This is a genomic window from Syntrophus aciditrophicus SB, from assembly GCF_000013405.1.
Classification (GTDB): Bacteria; Desulfobacterota; Syntrophia; order Syntrophales; family Syntrophaceae; genus Syntrophus; species Syntrophus aciditrophicus.
The window spans coordinates 1509577-1528062 of sequence record NC_007759.1 but is presented as its reverse complement, the minus strand read 5'-3'; the positions used below and the strand labels follow the sequence as shown (position 1 = coordinate 1528062).

Sequence of the window (18486 nt, the reverse complement as noted above, 5' to 3'; positions counted from 1 at the left end):
TATACATCGCCATCCAGAAAATCATTCAATCTTCTGAATGCCGGAATGACAGATAAAGCAATCGCAACCCATTGATCAAATTATGGGATTATTCCAAACTTCTTTAACACTCGCCTGTTACATTTTATCCTCTTCTTTTTTTATTGTCTTTAAAGTATATTGTGTCGTTTCGTAATCGGCGGCGGCATTTGATCCCGCATTTGCGACTCTATTCCAGAAACGCGTACGATCCGGCGGAAACAGGAGGCAGAAGATGAATCAGCTTGGCAGCAGATTGATCCAGGAAGGGTTGATCACGGAGCAGGAGCTCTCCGAAGCCCTTGAAAGGCAGCAACAGCAGGGAGGAAGGATCGGGCAGAATCTCGTTGATCTTGGTTTCGTGAAGGAAGAAGATCTTCAGCGCTTTTTTCAGGCCGCCCCTCCCATACCGACAACCATTGAGGAAACAGGCCTTGACATGGGATTCATCACGGAACTTATCATGAAGCATACGCTTTTCATGGGTGAATTCAAGCTGTCTGAGGTGGCTGAACGGACAAAGCTTTCCATGGCTATCACACAACAGGCCATCGAGATTCTGCGCCGTGACAAGTTCGTCGAGGTTACCGGGGGGGCAGGCTATGCGAGCATCACCTACAATTTCAAACAGACGGATCGCGGCAAGGAATGGGCGACGGAACTGACGAATCTCTGCCATTACGTGGGCCCGGCGCCGGTGACCCTGGACGCCTACCGCAGGATGGTGGAAATCCAGAGCGTGAAAAATGTCATTGTCGACGAAGAAAGCGTTAAAAAAGCCTTCAATCATCTGATCATTACGGAGGATATCCTGAAGCGTCTTGGTCCCGCCATGAGTTCAGGCCGGGCCATTTTCCTCTACGGCCCTCCCGGCAACGGAAAAACGGCCATCGCCGAGACCATCGGCCGCATCCTGCCGGATACCGTCCTGATCCCTTACGCCGTGACCGTCGGCGGACAGATCATCAATGTCTTCGACCCGGTCAATCATTTCCCCATTGAAGATTCAGGATCGCAGGGCAACATCGATCCGCGCTGGGTTCTGATCAAAAGGCCGGTCATCATCACCGGGGGAGAGCTGAACATGCGCATGCTCGACCTGGATTTCAACTCCATATCCAAGTTTTATGAGGCCTCTCTCCAGATGAAGGCGAATAACGGCCTCTTCATCATCGATGATTTCGGCCGGCAGCAGATCGATCCCCAGAATCTGCTAAACCGTTGGATCGTACCCCTCGACCGGAGAATCGACTTCATGAACCTGCATACTGGAATGAAGTTTTCCATTCCTTTTGACATGCTCGTTATCTTTTCCACCAATCTCGAACCGAAATCACTCGTTGACGAAGCATTCCTGCGAAGGATTCATTACAAGATCAAGATCGATCATCCCACGGAAAGAGAGTATTATGCCATTTTCAAACTGGTCTGCAGGGCGAACGGCGTAACCTTCAACCAGGAAGTTTTCGAATATCTCGTAGAAAATTACTACCGGAAACTGGGCGTTGATTTCAATGCCTGCCATCCGAGGGATATTATTGAACATGTGTTGACCAATTCCCGGTATCACCGCAAGCCCCCCGAGCTGACCAGGGAAAATATCGACATTGCGTGGGAAAACCATTTTGTGGATATGTAAGAACGGAAAACCGGGATCTTTAATCGTACAGGATCGGATCGGGATGAACCGGATTCACGAACCCCGGATGCAGGATTTCCGTTGACTTGAGAGCGGGCACTCACTACTGTGCCCTCGTTTTTTGACATTTTTTATAATGGAGGCGTCCTCAATGAGTTTATATGTCAACAACCAGAAATTAACCCAATTCGTACAGAAGATTTTCTCCAGTTTCGGCGTCACCCGGGAAGATGCCGTCATCTGTGCCGATAATCTGGTCCTCGCCGATCTGCGCGGTATTCCTTCCCACGGAGTGGCGCGCCTTCGACGTTATGTCGACGGGATGTCCAACGGCACCATCCTGCCGCACAGCAAGCCCATCATTGTCCGTGAAGCCCCATCCACCGCCACCGTCGACGGCCAGGCGGGACTGGGACAGATCGTGGGTCATTTTTCGACGCAGCTTGCTATTGAAAAAGCCCGGAAAACGGGAGTAGGAATCGTTGCCGTCCGCAATTCGAATCATTACGGCATCGCAGGCTATTACACCCAGATGATGCTTGATGCGGGCCTCCTGGGGATATCCATGACAAACACAGCCCCCCTTGTGGTGCCGACGTTCGGTCGGAAAATGATTATCGGCACCAACCCCATCAGCATGACCGCTCCGACCCGGCGCAATAAACCCTTTTTTCTGGACATGGCCACATCGGTGATTCCCCGCGGCAAGCTGGAGGTCTATGACCGGATGGGAAAGGACATGCCCGAAGGGTGGGCTGTGGATTCCAAGGGCCAGACCGCCACGGACGCAACGGAGGTTCTGAGAAACATGGTGGCCCGTCTCGGCGGGGGCATTCTTCCCCTTGGAGGGGAAGGAGAACTTTACGGCGGTTACAAAGGCTACGGCATTGCCCTGCTGGTGGATATCCTCTGCGGGGTCCTTTCCGGAGGCGCCTATGCCGATCTGGTCGATATCAAGGGGCCGGGCGGCGCAGGTCAACCGGCGCTGGTCGCCCACTTCTTCATGGCCCTGAACATCGAAAATTTTGTAGAAATGGAGATTTTCATGGAAAAAATGGACGATCTCATCGACCGCCTCAAGGAATCTGCCAAAGCCGAGGGTCAAAATCGGATTTATATTCACGGCGAAAAAGAATATGAACTGTACGAACAGCACCGGCAGACCGGCGTCCCGCTGGAGGAAAATGTCCATGAAACACTGAAGGCCATTGCCGGTGAAAGAGGAGTCGTATTCGATCTCTGATGCCGATCATGATAAAAGCTGAGCCGCCTGCTTTGTGCGGGCGGCATTGTATCCTTGACAGTCCCCTCCCCTCTCCCTATACTTCCATGAAATGACAGGCGAGTACCTGTCGGGAAGAAAACTTTCGGATATTCGATATAGTCATTTTCGTTATCGCTTTATTAAATAAGTGTGGCGATCTGCCCTATGGGAAAGAATTCCGATTCCGTAAAGCCCCCCGATGTGAATCTGCCGGCCAAGGTATCCGGCTGGCTCTCAATGTCCCGCCCCGCCTTTCATATCGTGGGCCTTCTGCCTTTTTTTCTTGGAACTCTCCTTGCCTGGAAACTTGAAGGCGTATTCCACCCAACGGTTTTCCTGCTGGGCAGTCTGGCCGTTATCCTGATCATGCTTTCCACGTATCAATCGGGAGAATATTTCGATTACGAGGAGGACGCTCTATCCAGAAAGCATCACCCCAGCCGTTTCGCTGGCGGTTCCGGCATCCTCCAGAAAAGAATCCTCTCTCCTTTGGTCGCTTTAATTACAAGCGTGGTCAGCATGCTCCTTGCGGTTCTGATCGGCGTGGTGCTTCAGTTCGTCCTGAATACCGGCCCCTGGACTCTCCTTCTGGGGTGCGCGGGGGCACTGCCGGGATTTTTCTATTCAAGGCGTCCTGTCCGTCTCGTGAACAGAGGAATCGGAGAGCTCTTTATCGGATTCTGTTACGGATGGCTGCCCATCGCTTCCGCCTTCTATATTCAAAGCGGCTATATCCCCGCGATTATTGCCTGGATGAGTCTGCCCGTCGGATTGACGATCTTCAACGTCATTCTTCTCAACGAGTTCCCCGACTATCCGGCGGACCTGGCCGTCGGCAAGCGCAATCTTCTCGTCCGTTTCGGAAAAAAACGCGGGGCTGAACTGTATTCCCTGGCGGCGTTCTTCGCCTGGATATCCCACCTGCTTTCCCCCTGGTTCGGCGTTCCCTCCCTCGTGATTCCCTATTACCTTCCGGTCATGATCCTCTCGGTTATTCTTGTCGCAATGGTCTTGCAGAAAAAATACGAAAATCGTATAACCCTGGAAATTCTCTGCGGTCTCAATATTGTGGTGAACATCGGCACGACGCTTTCCTACCTGCTGGCCTATTTATAACATTCGATAAGGATTCAGGGTTTTCTCCCGGATCAATAAACGGAACAAATCAATATCATTGACGGCAGTGAAAGGAAAAGAAAATTGCTCAGACAGGTCAAACCGTTTTACATGCCGCCGACTCTGATTCTTCGGCAGATCGGCAGCGCGATCCTCATGGCTGTATTAAACGACTGGAAAAAATTTCCTTCCTGGCTTGTCCATCACAGCCTGAAATCTATTCCCGTTGCCAACGGCGCCTACGGCATGGGCTGCATCGGATATCCGGGGCACCCCGTCTGGGAAGTCACCCGTGCCTGCAATCTGAGCTGCATTCACTGCCACGCGAAGAGCAGCCAGGCCGCATCGGATGAGCTGACCACTGCCGAAGGTAAGCGCCTCATCGATCAGATCGCCTCCATGCCGGCATTCCGCACTCTGGTTTTTACCGGCGGTGAGCCGCTGGTCAGAAAGGACATTTTTGAACTGCTTCGCCATTCACAGAAAGCCGGGCTGGCTAACATTCTCGCCACCAACGGCACTCTCATCGACGACGCCATGGCCCGGAAGCTTAAAGATCACGGAGTGGTCTGCAACGCGATCTCCGTGGATGCGCCGGACGAAACAATACATAATTACGTCCGGAATTCCCCACGTGCCTTCGAACTGGCCTTAAGGGGCATCGAGGCTACGAAGAAGGCGGGAATCCTTCTGCAGATCAACACCACCGCTATGGAATACAATCTGCCCGTACTGTCGGAGCTCATTGACTTCATTAATGATCAGGGCGCCTCCGTTATGCTGATGTACCAGCTCGTGGCGGTGGGACGGGGAGAAAAAATCAAAAGCAAAACTCTGAAAAAGAGCGCCAACAGGGAACTAAGCGAGCTCATTTCCAGAAAGCAGAAGCAGGTTGAGACCATCATCGAACCGGTCGCCGGCCCCCAGTACTGGCCCTACCTGCTCGAAAAGAAGGGCTGGAACGACGGCCCGGCTCTGAAGTTTGCGGAACAGGTCTTTTACGGCTGCTCGGCGGGACGGGACTTTCTCTACATCAAGGCCAACGGCGACGTGTGGCCCTGTCCTTTTGTGGAAATCAACAACGGTAATGTACGGGAAAAATCACTGAACAAAATCTATGAGGAAGCCCCCGTTCTGCGTCACCTGATGGATCGGGAAAATCTGTTGAAGGGACTGTGCGGCGATTGCCGCTACCGCAGGATCTGCGGCGGCTGCAGAGGAAGAGCCTTTGCTTACAGTGGCGATTACCTGGCCGAAGACCCCCGCTGTTTCATCCGAAGCAGGACAGCCGAAAAATCCATTTCGGAGTGAGGCTAACATTTTCTTCAATTACTATCTCGTTTTGATTTAAAATTATTGATAATTCGATGCCGTCAGCTTCTGAACCTGGCATTTATGCGTCACTTGGAAATTTCTTTTGCGGTGCGACAACAAACCTTTTCCTTCCTCTGTCTCTGCAATCGGTTATATGCACCTGCAAATAAAGTTTTGCATTCTGAATTTCAGGAGCAAAACAAATTATGCAGTGTGCCTCGTTTTTGCCGGTCTCACGATACATGGTAAAGTGTTCTTCAATGTTCTTAAAGTGATTTTTCCCTCTTCTAAGCCCCGTCTCGCCTGTATTGGCTTGTAAAGCCGTTTCTTTTTCTTGACATCACAAATTTCCTGATTAGAATCTGACAGTCTTTTTTTTTCATTCTCCAGTACCCATGTCTTTTTTCCTTTGTGTGATCATGTTTAGAAAATGCTTGCCGACAACAAACTGGGTTATGTCCGATGTCAACAAGGAGGCACAATATCTCCTTGTCAAGGAACTGGGTATTCACTGGATCATGTCTTCCATCCTGGCGAGCCGTGACATCCAAACCCCTGATGACGCCCGGAAGTACCTCTATCCATCCCTTCACGATCTTCACAATCCTTTTCTCATGAAAGACATGCAGCTCGGGGTCAATAGGCTGATTCAAGCGGTGTACCAGGGAGAAAAAATCGTGGTGTACGGCGATTATGACGCCGATGGAATTACGTCCGTAGCTGTGCTTGTCAAATTTTTACGGGACATTCAGGCAGACGTTTCCTATTACATCCCCGACCGGATTGACGAAGGATACGGTCTGAACAGGAAAGCAATTGACCGGATAAAAGAAAAAAGCGCCAGTCTGATCATAACCGTCGATTGCGGCATTTCCGATTGCGACGAGATCCTGTACGCCAGGTCGCTGGGTCTGGACACCATCATACTCGATCACCATGAGGTTTCCGATTCGCTTCCCACAGCCGTTGCGTCCATCAACCCGAAACGCCCGGACTGTCCCTTCCCGCTGAAACACCTTGCCGCTGTGGGCATCGTTTTCAATTTCCTGATCGCCCTGCGCGGAAATCTCCGGAAAGAGGGATTCTGGCACGGAAAACCCTATCCGAACCTCAAGGAATATCTTGATCTCGTGGCCCTGGGGACGATCGGAGACATCTGTCCCATGGTCGACGAGAACAGAATTTTTGTCAGAGTAGGCCTGGAATTGCTGACAGAAGGGAAAAGAGTCGGAATCCGCGCCTTGAAGGAAATCTGCGGCGTCGACACTCAGGCCGTCGATACCGAGAAGGCCTCCTTTTCGCTGATTCCCAGGATCAACGCCGCCGGCCGCGTTGGATTGCCAGATGACGCCGTTGAGTTGCTCCTTGCCGACGATATGGGAAAAGCCAGAGACCTCGCGGTAAAGCTGGACAGCTACAATCGCAGAAGAAGGGCTCTGGAAAAAAATATCCTGGAAGAAATCATTGAAGATCTCGAAAAGACAATAAGTGACCGGAACAGGACAGCTCTGGTCATGGCTTCGGAAAAATGGCACCCGGGAGTCATCGGGATTGTGGCATCCAAGATAGCTGATCGCTACGACCGTCCGGCTATCCTGATCAGCCTGAAAGACGGAATCGGGAAAGGATCCGGCCGGAGTATCGCGAATTTCAATATTTATCAGGGCTTAAGGGAATGTGAAGATTATCTGATATCATATGGCGGCCATCGGTACGCTGCCGGTATTTCCATCATGGAAGAAGACATCGAACAATTCGCTGAAACGCTCGATGAAATTGTAAGGGAAAATGTTCTGCAGTCCGATTTCATCTCCGCGACGTTCATCGAAGCACAATGCCATTTGAACGACATTACCCATGAACTGCTGGCGCAGATGGAACTGCTGGCGCCCTTTGGAAGCAAAAATCCCGAGCCGGTCCTCTGTGTGCGGAATGTCAACGCCTTTTCGCCCGCTGTCGTAGGGAACAACCATCTCCGCATGCGCGTATCGGAAGCGGGTGTGTCGCGCAATACGATCTGGTTCAGCCAGGGACATTTCATTCGTGAACTCAACGATTCCTGTCTTGATATCGCTTTTACACCGCAGATCAACACCTGGAACGGAGCTTCCGACATTCAATTGAAAATGAAGGACATCACGATTCGCGGCAACTGAGGAATCTGGAATTTCCGAGGTCTTTAACTGGTTTGTTCAAACAGTGTTTAAGATAAGGGTGTTACCCAATCCCGAGTTTCTCGATGCGATAACGAAGCGAATCAAAGCTGATCATCAGAAGTTCCGCCGCCTTCGTTTTTGATCCCTTTGATTTCTCAAGGGCTTTTCCGATTATGGCCCGTTCGAATCTTGCCAGTTCATCGTTCAGATTCAAACCCTGATCAGGGATATTCTCAATTTTGAATGTCTCGTGCTTTGCTGCCGAATTCTCTCGGGAAATCATCAGATTCTCAGGAAGGACGATGCTGGAATGCTCCAGGGCCACGCTTCTTTCGATAATGTTTTCCAGCTCCCGGACATTCCCCGGAAAAGAATAGTCCATGAGAAGTTCCAGGGCATAATTAGAGATATTTTTAATCCCTTTGCCGAATTCACGGGAATATTTTTCAATGAAGTACTTTGTCAGGACGGGGATGTCATCCTTTCGTTCCCTCAAGGGCGGAATGGAGATCGGGATGACATTCAACCGGTAATAAAGATCCTCCCGGAAATCCCCTTTCTGGACCATCTCCTCGAGATTCCGGTTTGTCGCCGAGATAATCCGTACATCGACGCGAATATTTTCCGTGCCGCCGATTCTCAGAAAGGTTTTTTCCTGAACGACTCTTAAAAGCTTGACTTGAAGAACGGGGGGCAGCTCGGCCACTTCATCGAGGAAAATCGTCCCGCCCCGGGCGATCTCAAACAGTCCCGGCTTATCCGCGTAGGCTCCCGTAAAGGATCCTTTGAGATAACCGAACAGCTCGCTTTCCAGAAGATTTTCCGGTATGCCGCCGCAATTGATCACGACAAAAGGCATGTCTTTTCTTGGGCTGTTCTCATGGATGGCCTTGGCAACAAGCTCTTTTCCCGTTCCGCTTTCCCCGAGAATCAGAACATTGGCCGTCGTATCAGCCACTTTCTTGATCAGGGAATAAACCTTGAGCATTTCCCTGCTTTTCCCGATGATTTCGCCAAAGCAGACTGAATTTTCGATGTCCCGGATAAATTTTGCGTCATCCTGCATCCTGCCGTTGGACTCCAGGGCACTTCGGATCGTCGACGTAAATTCTTCGATGTTGAAATCCTTCTCGATATAATCGTAAGCTCCCTCTTTCATTGCCCTGACCGCCGTCTCTCCGGAGGCATAAGCCGTAATCAGGATTACCAGAGATTCAGGAGAAACATCCTTGACGGACTTGAGAAATTCGATCCCGTCGATTTTGGGCATTCTCAGATCGGTGATGATCAGGTCGAAGCGCTGCTTCCGGCAACGGTCCAATCCTTCCCCGGCATCTCGGGCGCAACTGACATCATAACCTTCCCTGGTCAGCATTATATCGAGAAATTCTCTCATCCCCTTATCATCATCAACGACAAGGATTGTTGCCATACCTTCCTCCTCCCTTAAAACTCAAGCAACCCGGACATCCTTCGTGAAAATTGTTTCCGTTTCCGCCAATTCCTGATTTTTCGGCAGGCAGACCCGGAGACGGGTCCCTTTTTCCTTTTCGCTGGTTATCGTGATCGTTCCGGAATAATTCTCGATGATCTTCCCGACCACCGCCAGACCGAGCCCTGTCCCCCTCTCCTTGGTCGTAAAGAAAGGCTCGAAGATCCGGTTCATATCTTCTCTGGAAATGCCTTCACCGCTGTCTTCGATGTCCAGTTGAACACATTGGCGTTCGTTCATAACCACCACAGGGGTTGTTCTGATATGCAGACGCCCTCCCCGGGGCATGGCCTGCAGGGCATTGAGGATAAGATTCCAGATGACATGCTGCATTTCTCTTTTGTTCGCGTACAACAGGGAAGGTTCCGGATAGTTTTTCTCCACCGTGATGTTCTCTGACCAGTCCGGAATATAAACAAGAGATTCAAGGATTTCATCGATCAGAGCATTGAGATTCATCCATTCCTTCTCACCTGCAGCCGGCTTGGCAAGCAGAAGGAAATCCTTCATGAAATTTTCGAGCTGATCCTTTCCTCTGAGAATGATCTTCATGAGCCGCTCGTCCGTTGGATCCAGCTTCAGATCTTTTTTCAACATATGAATCGAACCGCTGATGGCAGCCAGCGGGTTTCTGATTTCATGAGCCAGGCCTGCGGCCATTTCCCCGATAAAGGCAAAACGCCGGCTTTTTTCATAGGCGGCCTCGATTTTCTTGATGGAAGTCAAGTCCTGAAAAATCAGGATTTCTCCTATGTGCTCTCCCTGGCTTCCTCTGAGCCGCGACAGGGAACAGCCAAGGATCAGTTCCTCATTATTCCGGTTCCTGATGTTCATTTCCATTCGCCTGCCCGAACTCTTACCCGTCTGGATGCAGGAATATCGGGCGAATAGAGAAGCATAGCCGGGAAAGACCTCATGAATACTTCGATTCAGAACATCCGCGACTGAAAGACCTGTTATGTCGACCGCAGCACGATTGAAGGATTTGATCCGGTCTTCCATATCGATGGTCAAAATGCCCGCATCGACCGACTCGATAATGCTCTGGTGCAGAAGATCCAGCTGATCGAAGGCATTTTCCTTTTCAGCAAGAAGCGTCCTGGCGGTTTTTTCCTGTTCGATCACGAAACTTGCAAGGAAAGCCACGATATAAAATGACAGCGCATGAATGAATATTCTCGAATAGAGATATCCGGCATTTCTCTGGACTTCCGGGATAATCGACTGATACTGCGGGGCAATCACAGCGAAATATTCCAGATTCAGAAGAAGGCCATAGGAGAGACTGCAGGCGGTGGCCACGATTAATCCTCCTTTTCTTTCCGCAAACAGTACGGTGTAAATGATAACCATGGGATAGAGAACGGAATAGATGCTGCTGACGCCACCGGTGATATGAACGAGAAGCGTAATCAGAAACACATCGCAGACCATCTGAATATAGGCATGAAGATGAGAGTTTTTGACGACTTTCAGCAAAAAAACATAGATGAAAGAGATGATATAGGTGGTGAGAATGAGGCTGTAAAAGGATGGAAAGCGGATCTCCGGGTAAAGGGATGTCTGTTTGAGGTCGATGAAAATGATGATTACCAGAAGAAAAGTGGCAATGGCCACCCGGCAGACAATCAGCCAGCGCAATCTTTCCAGCAATATCACTTCCCGCATTGAGGAATTTTCATGAGACTTCATTTCAAAACATATACCTTCTTCCTGCAGAAAATTTTATCTCTTCAATATTTGCGGTGTTTTCACGAAAGAGTTTTATCTGTCAAAAACGACGCCATGCTATATTATTTCATCAATTAAATCTAATGAATTTCGACGATGCAAAAGCCCTTTCTCCTTCTCCTTTCAGCGCTGATTTCGGGCATTATCGCGGGGAACACATTGCCCCTTCCGGTTTACGGATTGTTAATCGCTTATTTTCCTTTCCTTGTCCTGCTTTTCATTGGAATTTTCCGGAAAAACTCTCTTCTGACTTTCCTGAGTGTCATGGCCATCCTGTTTCTTCAGGGAAGCATGAACATCTCCCAGCTTGACCATCGGCCCACCAGACAAACCGAAGCACTCCAGTATCAGAATAAACGTGAAATGCATACACTGGAGGGAGTGATCTGTGAGAGCCCTCAATATCTGCCGGAAAAAACGAAGTTGATTCTGCAGACAACCCGGATACTGAAAAATGGAGTCTATATTCCCCTGTCAGAACGCGTCCTCTTGACGGTCAAAGGACGTCATGACCTGAAATATGGCGATTTTATCCGTTGCGAAACCTGTCTTGGAAAACCGCATAATTTCAATAATCCTGGTGGACTGGATTATGAGAAACGTCTGCGTTTCGAAAAAATCTCCTTCACGGGCTTTATTGCGGAAAAATCGCGAATCGTTATGCTTCGCGAAGGCCAGGGGAATTTCTTCAAGGGGGCCATCGAACGATTTCGAAACGATATCAGGAGAATTATCATCGCTAACGCCCCCCATCCGGAACAGACGGTCCTTCAGGCTATGATCATCGGCTGTCAGAAGGAAATTCCGCCGACACTCATGGAAAAGTTCAACATAACCGGCACATCCCATATCCTGGCCATTTCCGGTTTCAATGTGGGCATCATTGCTTTGTGGACCCTCGTAGTCATTCGCCGGCTCTTCAAAATTTCGGACTATCTCATGCTCCGTTTCAACATCATCAAACTGTCACTTTTGTGGGCCATTCCGCCTGTCGTTCTTTACGCGCTCGTAGCAGGAGCCGGAATGTCCGTTCTCCGAGCGGCAATCATGGCCCTTGTCTTCATGGCCGCGCTCCTTCTTGATCGCCGGCAGGATCCGGCCAACAGCCTGGCCGCCGCTGCCGTGCTGATCCTGATGTTTTCCCCAGACGCTCTGTTCGACATTTCTTTTCAGCTTTCCTTTGCCGCGGTTGCCTCCATTATAGGGATCAATCCCGTGTTCTCCCGATTCATGATGAAGCCGGAGTCTCTCCCGGAATCAACCGGCAAAACGGCCTGGATTGTAAAAATCAAAAGGAATATCCTGTTGTTTCTGATCACGACGGTGAGCGTCACCCTGGGAACTATGCCGATTATCGTTTTCTGTTTCAACCGTCTGTCCCTTGTTGTTCTCCCTGCCAATATGATTCTGGTCCCCATACTTGGCCTTCTGGCCCTGCCGCTCAGCATGATGGTCATCGTCGTGAGCCCGTTTTCAGAAATGCTTGCTGGTCTTTTGATCCATTGTTCAGCCTGGCTGATCAAACTATCCCTGATTCTGATCGATTTCCTTGCCGGACTGGACGGTACGGCCTTTTATGTCTGCACGCCGTCTTTATGGCAGATTGCGGCATTCTACATGCTTTTGATTTCCGGCATCCAGATGATCGATCTCTTTCGACAGGATGATATACCTGGGCTCCAGCGGAAAAGACGTCTGTTCGGACTTCTGTTTATTGTCATGCTCACCTTTCTGGCAGGCGGCAGCGTTCTGCAATCCGTTCAGCGGATCAACAACCGGGAACTGACAGTAACGGCCATCGATGTTCATCAGGGAAGCGCGACCCTCGTCCGGTTCCCCGGAGGAAAGACACTGCTGCTGGATGGCGGAGGACTTCCCGGGGACGCCTTTGATGTCGGTCGCTTTGTCGTGGCACCCTTTTTATGGCATGAAGGCATCAGAAAAATCGACATCGTTGTTCTTTCCCATCCTCATGCCGATCACCTTGGCGGACTTCCCTTCATCCTGGAGAATTTTCACGTCCAGGAAGTCTGGTCCAATGGAGAAGCAGCGGATAACGAGATGTATCGTCGTTTTCTGGAAATCATTCACAGGAAGGGTATCCGACACCGCATTCTCAAAGACCAGAAAACCGAACTGAGCGTGGAAAAAGTCGGAATTCAGGTATTTCATACGGTAACTCCCGATTCTACAGGAAGGAATTTCAATGAAAAGTCTCTGGTGGTGAGGATGACCATCGGGAAGATCAGTCTGATGCTGCCGGGAGATATTTCTGAGAAAGAAGAGAAACTTCTGCTTAAAAAGGGTCTTGAGCTCAGCAGTGACGTTCTTTTTGTTCCTCACCATGGCAGCCGGATGTCCAGCAGCATGCCCTTTATGGAAGAAGTGCGTCCAAAAATGGCCATTGTGAGCTGTGGCCCGGATAATTCCTTCGGTGTTCCGCATCGGGAGATCCTTGAACGATACAAGGCCATCGGCGCTCCTATATTCAGGACTGACATGAATGGAGCGGTTACCGTGCACTCTGATGGACAGAATCTTCGGGTAAAAGTATTTAAAGGAATTATCGACGGAGGACTTTTCTCGAAATAATTTTCCTGTCTTTACGTTCCGGCGCCTAAATCATGGAAGAACATAATTTTATTGTCATTCACCTGGTTCTATGTTAAGCAGCAGGGTCGTTAAAATCGAGACTGGGTGTGGTTAATCAAAATGGAAGTCATTACGGCCGTTAAGGGTTTCAAGGACATTCTTCCCGAGGAAACGGGAAAATGGCGTTTTGTGGAAGACGCCGCACGGGAAATTTTTTCCCGCTTCGGATTCAAGGAAATCCGTCTTCCCGTTCTGGAAAAGACGGATCTTTTCAAAAGAGGGATTGGTGAATCCACCGATATTGTCGAAAAGGAAATGTACACTTTTCTCGACCGGGGAGACGAGTATCTGACGCTTCGGCCGGAAGCGACGTCTTCTGTGATCCGGGCTTATCTGGAACATGCGCTCTACAATGCCGAACCGGTCAGCAGGCTGTTCACCATCGGCCCCATGTTTCGCCGGGAAAGACCCCAGCGGGGCCGTTTCCGGCAGTTTCATCAGATCGATGTGGAACTGCTGGGCCTCGATGACCCGCGGGCGGATGCGGAAGTTATCCTCATGCTCATGCATTTTCTTTCCACCGTCGGTCTGAAGAATGTGAGCCTTGAACTCAATTCTCTGGGATGCTCCTCCTGCCGTCCCGCTTTCCGAAAAGTCATCCTGGAATTTCTGAGCGGAAAGGAAGACGGTCTCTGCGACGACTGCAAACGGCGTCTCGGATCGAATCCGCTTCGTGTTTTTGACTGCAAGGCAAAGGAATGCCAGGAGATCATCGCCGATGCCCCCCGGCTTTCCGACTTTATCTGCAGCGACTGCCACACACATTTCGAGACCGTTGCCTCCACTCTGACGGAGCTGGATATCCCCTTTAAAATCAATGCCCGCATGGTCCGGGGGTTGGATTATTACACCAAGACAACTTTTGAGGTCACCACGGAGCATCTGGGGTCTCAGAATGCCGTGGTCGGAGGCGGACGCTATGACCGTCTTGTAGAGGAACTCGGAGGCCCTGATATTCCCGGCATCGGCTTTGCGGTCGGTTTTGAACGTTTGATCACTCTTCTGCAGGCAGAAAACACGCGTTTTCTGCCTCAACCGGATCTCTTCATTGCATCCCTTGGAGAGTCCGCGCAGAGATTGGCCTTCCTGTTATGCAACCAGTTGCGGATCAAAGGGCTTCATGTCGAACAGGATTTCTCGGCCAGGAGTCTGAAAAGTCAAATGAAGCGGGCAAACCGCTTGAACTGCGCCTACACCCTGATTCTGGGCGACAGAGAACTGGAAGAAAAAAAGGCCGAATTTCGGGACATGAAAACGGGAGCCCAGCAGACTCTTTTCCTGGACAACCTTGAAGAACAAATTCTGAAACTTATAAAAGAGAGGTAAAGACGTTGTCGGATTTCATCACGATTAAGAAGAGAACACATTACTGCGGGCAATTAGACAGCAGCGATAGCGGAAAGGAAGTCATACTCATGGGATGGGTTCACCGTCGGAGGGATCACGGCGGTGTCATTTTTGTCGATTTCCGAGACCGCGAAGGCCTTGTTCAGATTGTTTTCAATCCGGAATACAGTCCCGTTGCTCACCAGGAAGCCCACAAAATCCGCAGCGAGTACGTTCTGGCCGTTCGGGGAGCGGTTCGCAATCGGCCGGAGGGGATGGTTAATCCTGACATGAAAACAGGAGCCATCGAGGTCATGGTCGAGGAGCTGGAAATTCTCAATGAATCGCAGACCCCGCCTTTCAGTCTCGAATCCGAAAGCGACATTTCGGAGAACATCCGACTGAAGTATCGCTATCTGGATCTGCGCAGACCACAGATTCAGAGGAATATCATGTTGCGGAACCGCGTTGCTGCAGAGACGCGGCAGTTTTTTCAAAGCAACGGTTTTATCGAAATCGAAACGCCTTTTCTCACGAAGAGCACCCCGGAAGGCGCCCGCGATTATCTCGTTCCCAGCCGCATCAACAAGGGAACCTTTTACGCCCTTCCCCAATCTCCTCAGATATTCAAGCAGTTGCTCATGGTTTCCGGCTTCGACCGCTATTTTCAGATCGTCAAGTGCTTTCGCGACGAAGACCTCCGCGCGGACCGGCAGCCGGAATTTACCCAGATCGACGTGGAAATGTCCTTTATCACAGAGGACGATATCATCGAAATTATGGAAGGCCTGATGACCCATCTCTTTTCCCGATGCCTGAACCGGACTTTTTCGACGCCCTTCCCCCGTCTTTCCTATGCGGAAGCGATCGGTCGATATGGAAAGGACAACCCGGATATCAGGTTCGGCCTTGAACTCAGAGATCTGACCGATATTCTTGCCGACTCGGGGCTTACTGTCTTCCGCGAAGCCGCGGCAGGCGGGGGCATGATCAAGGCGATCCGCATCCCCGAAGGGAAGCGTCTCTCCCGTAAGGATTTGGATGACCTCCAGAATTTCGTCTCCATTTACGGGGCCAGGGGCCTCGCCTGGGCTCGTGTACTTGCCGACGGATGGACATCGCCTATCTTCAAATTCCTCACCGCGGATGAAGTCCGGCAGATCAATGGCAGAATGGAAGCGGTCGAAGGCGACGTCCTCGTTTTTGTCGCGGATACGCCGACCGTGGTCAATGACTCCCTGGGGAATCTCCGTATCCATCTGGCCAAAAAGCTCAATCTGATCGATCCGGAACAATTTGCCTTCGTCTGGATTACCGAGTTTCCACTCATGGAATTCAGCGATACGGAAAAGCGCTATGTTTCCACGCATCATCCTTTTACATCTCCTGTACCCGATGATGTGAAGTACCTTCCGGGAGAACCGGGGAAGGTCAGGGCGCGGGCCTACGATCTCGTGCTCAATGGTTCCGAGGTGGGAGGCGGCAGCATCCGGATTCACAGAAAAGAGATCCAGTCCCTTATTTTCGAAGCTCTGGGCCTGGAGAATGAAGAAGTCCGCAGCAAGTTCGGCTTCCTTCTGGACGCCCTGGAATTCGGGACGCCGCCCCATGGCGGGATTGCCTTCGGTCTGGATCGACTGGTCATGATGATGACCGGGGCGGAATCCATCCGCGATGTCATCGCCTTTCCCAAAACGCAGAAGGCCACCTGTCTGATGACGGATGCCCCTTCGCGGGTGAGCATTGAACAACTGATGGAGTTGTCCCTTAAAATTGTTTAGTCTTCCCTATTGACAGACATTGCCAGCTTATTATAGTAATTTTCTGTAACTGCTATAGAAAATAGTCTCTTTAGCGAAAACTATTTGCGTTGGAGTTTGAGATCATGGCCAAATGGAATCCCCAGAAAAGAGTGTTGAATCATGAGCATACCCGATTCTGGCGCTTTGAATTGCGGGATGTGGATGAACCGAATCTTCAGAAAGAAGTATTCCCCTATGACGAAGTCAGCCGGATCGACTTTGATCACCGGATTATTCCCATCCAGCCCGCTGAAGAAATTTTTATTACCGATACGACATTTCGGGATGGGCAGCAGGCCAGACCTCCTTACACGACTCAGCAGATCGTCGACCTTTACCAGATGATGAGCCGCCTTGGCGGATACAATGGAATTATCCGGCAGACGGAGTTTTTTCTTTACAGCAATCGGGATAAGGAAGCCGTCAGAATGTGCCAGGACCTTGGCCTGCAATATCCTGAAATTACGGGTTGGATCCGGGCTGCCCGGGAAGACATCCCCCTGGTGAAAGAAGCCGGTCTGAAGGAAACAGGGATTCTGACCTCCGTGTCCGACTATCACATCTTCCTTAAATTGAACATGACCCGAAGTCAGGCCCTTGAAGAATATCTGGGAATCGTCAAGGCGATCCTGGATGCCGGCATCGTTCCCCGCTGCCACTTCGAAGATATCACCCGTGCGGACATTTATGGATTCTGCATCCCCTTCGCCATCGAGCTGATGAAGCTTCGGGAGGAAAGCGGTGTGGATATCAAGATCAGGCTCTGCGATACCATGGGATACGGTGTGACCTATCCGGGCGCTTCGCTGCCGCGTGGTGTCGACAAACTGGTGCGGGCGTTCATTGATGACGCCGATGTGCCCGGCCGACTTCTGGAATGGCATGGCCACAACGATTTTCATAAAGCCCTGATCAACGCGACTACCGCATGGCTTTACGGCTGCAGCGCCGCCAATTCCACTCTGCTCGGGCTGGGCGAGCGGACGGGCAATCCCCCTATTGAGGGGCTTATTATTGAATATATCGGGCTCATGGGAAAGACAAACGGGATCGACACGACGGTGATTACTGATATCGCAAATTACTTTAAAAATGAAATCGAATACAAAATCCCGTCCAATTACCCCTTTGTCGGCGCGGATTTCAATGTTACCCGGGCTGGTGTTCACGCTGACGGCCTGATCAAGAGTGAAGAGATCTACAACATCTTCAACACGACGAAGATTCTGAAGCGTCCCATCGTACCCATGATCACCGACAAGTCCGGAAAAGCTGGCATCGCTTACTGGATCAACTCGCATTTCGGACTGTCCGGCGACAGTACCGTGGATAAGCGACACCCCGGCATTTCGAAGATCAACAAATGGATCGCGGATGAGTATGAATTGGGGCGAGTCACCACCATTTCCACGGAAGAACTCGAGGCGAAGGTTCGCAAGTATATGCCGGAACTCTTCATGTCTGATCTGGAAAGGATCAAATTCAAAGCGGCGGAAGCAGCCATCGCCGTACTGCGCAAGATCATCGATGATCCGGCCATGAAAACGATGCAACCTGAACTCCAGGAACCGGTAATGCAGCGGTTTATCGAGGAATACCCCTCGATCCAGTTTGCATACGTGGTGGACATGAACGGCAAGAAGACCACGAGAAACATCACGAATATCGTTGATCGCGCCAAATATGAAAACTACGGCGTGGGAACGGATCAGTCCGATCGGGAATGGTTCATCAAGCCGCTGCAGACGGGCAAACTTCATGTGACTGATTTTTACATTTCCAAAATGACGGGCGCCCTCTGCTTTACCGTTTCAGAACCGATTACAGATGACAATGACGATATGGTCGGAATTTTTGGAGTGGATATTCGCGTTGAAGATCTGGTTAAAGAGCCTGAATATATCGCCGAAGCAACGCAGATCGCCCTGAAAGCGGAATATGACGCGAAATACAAATCAGATCACTGGCTGTAAACA

General features: G+C 50.5%; 11 protein-coding genes. 9 read left to right on the top strand and 2 right to left on the bottom strand.

Going from position 1 to position 18486, the window contains the following annotated elements; all coding sequences use genetic code 11:
* Positions 1-253: 253 nt before the first annotated feature.
* The 5 genes from SYN_RS07060 to recJ all read left to right on the top strand — a co-directional run bounded on the left by SYN_RS07060 (position 254) and on the right by recJ (position 7507).
* Positions 254-1657, top strand: coding sequence for an ATP-binding protein (locus SYN_RS07060; RefSeq protein WP_011417385.1), 1404 nt, complete (start codon positions 254-256; stop codon positions 1655-1657).
* A 151-nt stretch (positions 1658-1808) separates the two neighbouring features.
* Positions 1809-2900: an Ldh family oxidoreductase gene (locus SYN_RS07055; protein ID WP_041584846.1), complete on the top strand. Its 1092-nt coding sequence runs from the start codon at positions 1809-1811 to the stop codon at positions 2898-2900.
* A gap of 186 nt (positions 2901-3086) precedes the next feature.
* On the top strand, positions 3087-4037 hold the full coding sequence (locus tag SYN_RS07050; protein ID WP_041584845.1) for a prenyltransferase: 951 nt from the start codon (positions 3087-3089) through the stop codon (positions 4035-4037).
* A gap of 84 nt (positions 4038-4121) precedes the next feature.
* A complete protein-coding gene (locus tag SYN_RS07045) occupies positions 4122-5348 on the top strand; it encodes a radical SAM/SPASM domain-containing protein (protein WP_011417382.1) in 1227 nt (408 codons plus the stop codon).
* A 437-nt stretch (positions 5349-5785) separates the two neighbouring features.
* Positions 5786-7507: a single-stranded-DNA-specific exonuclease RecJ gene (recJ, locus tag SYN_RS07040; protein ID WP_158302944.1), complete on the top strand. Its 1722-nt coding sequence runs from the start codon at positions 5786-5788 to the stop codon at positions 7505-7507.
* 61 nt (positions 7508-7568) lie between these two features.
* On the opposite strand, the gene SYN_RS07035 is transcribed toward recJ, so the two are convergent.
* Positions 7569-8939 (bottom strand): sigma-54-dependent transcriptional regulator, encoded by a 1371-nt coding sequence (locus tag SYN_RS07035; protein WP_011417380.1) that lies wholly within the window; start codon positions 8937-8939, stop codon positions 7569-7571.
* A 21-nt stretch (positions 8940-8960) separates the two neighbouring features.
* A complete protein-coding gene (locus SYN_RS07030) occupies positions 8961-10652 on the bottom strand; it encodes a two-component system sensor histidine kinase NtrB (protein WP_158302943.1) in 1692 nt (563 codons plus the stop codon).
* Between the two features lie 174 nt (positions 10653-10826).
* Here SYN_RS07030 and SYN_RS07025 point away from each other — a divergent pair, with 174 nt between their 5' ends.
* From SYN_RS07025 to SYN_RS07010, 4 genes are all read left to right on the top strand, one after another.
* Positions 10827-13322: a DNA internalization-related competence protein ComEC/Rec2 gene (locus SYN_RS07025; RefSeq protein WP_011417378.1), complete on the top strand. Its 2496-nt coding sequence runs from the start codon at positions 10827-10829 to the stop codon at positions 13320-13322.
* A gap of 120 nt (positions 13323-13442) precedes the next feature.
* Positions 13443-14708 (top strand): histidine--tRNA ligase, encoded by a 1266-nt coding sequence (gene hisS / locus SYN_RS07020; RefSeq protein WP_041584843.1) that lies wholly within the window; start codon positions 13443-13445, stop codon positions 14706-14708.
* Positions 14709-14713: 5 nt separating this feature from the next.
* Positions 14714-16489 (top strand): aspartate--tRNA ligase, encoded by a 1776-nt coding sequence (gene aspS, locus SYN_RS07015; RefSeq protein WP_011417376.1) that lies wholly within the window; start codon positions 14714-14716, stop codon positions 16487-16489.
* A gap of 104 nt (positions 16490-16593) precedes the next feature.
* Positions 16594-18483 (top strand): triose-phosphate isomerase, encoded by a 1890-nt coding sequence (locus SYN_RS07010; protein WP_041584842.1) that lies wholly within the window; start codon positions 16594-16596, stop codon positions 18481-18483.
* Positions 18484-18486 lie beyond the last annotated feature (3 nt).

Excerpts from the sequence above, each read along its gene's own strand:
- SYN_RS07060 (WP_011417385.1), top strand. The coding sequence starts at position 254 with ATGAATCAGCTTGGCAGCAGATTGATCCAGGAAGGGTTGATCACGGAG.
- SYN_RS07055 (WP_041584846.1), top strand. The coding sequence starts at position 1,809 with ATGAGTTTATATGTCAACAACCAGAAATTAACCCAATTCGTACAGAAG.
- SYN_RS07050 (WP_041584845.1), top strand. The coding sequence starts at position 3,087 with ATGGGAAAGAATTCCGATTCCGTAAAGCCCCCCGATGTGAATCTGCCG.
- SYN_RS07035 (WP_011417380.1), bottom strand. The coding sequence starts at position 8,939 with ATGGCAACAATCCTTGTCGTTGATGATGATAAGGGGATGAGAGAATTT.
- SYN_RS07025 (WP_011417378.1), top strand. The coding sequence starts at position 10,827 with ATGCAAAAGCCCTTTCTCCTTCTCCTTTCAGCGCTGATTTCGGGCATT.
- hisS (WP_041584843.1), top strand. The coding sequence starts at position 13,443 with ATGGAAGTCATTACGGCCGTTAAGGGTTTCAAGGACATTCTTCCCGAG.
- SYN_RS07010 (WP_041584842.1), top strand. The coding sequence starts at position 16,594 with ATGGCCAAATGGAATCCCCAGAAAAGAGTGTTGAATCATGAGCATACC.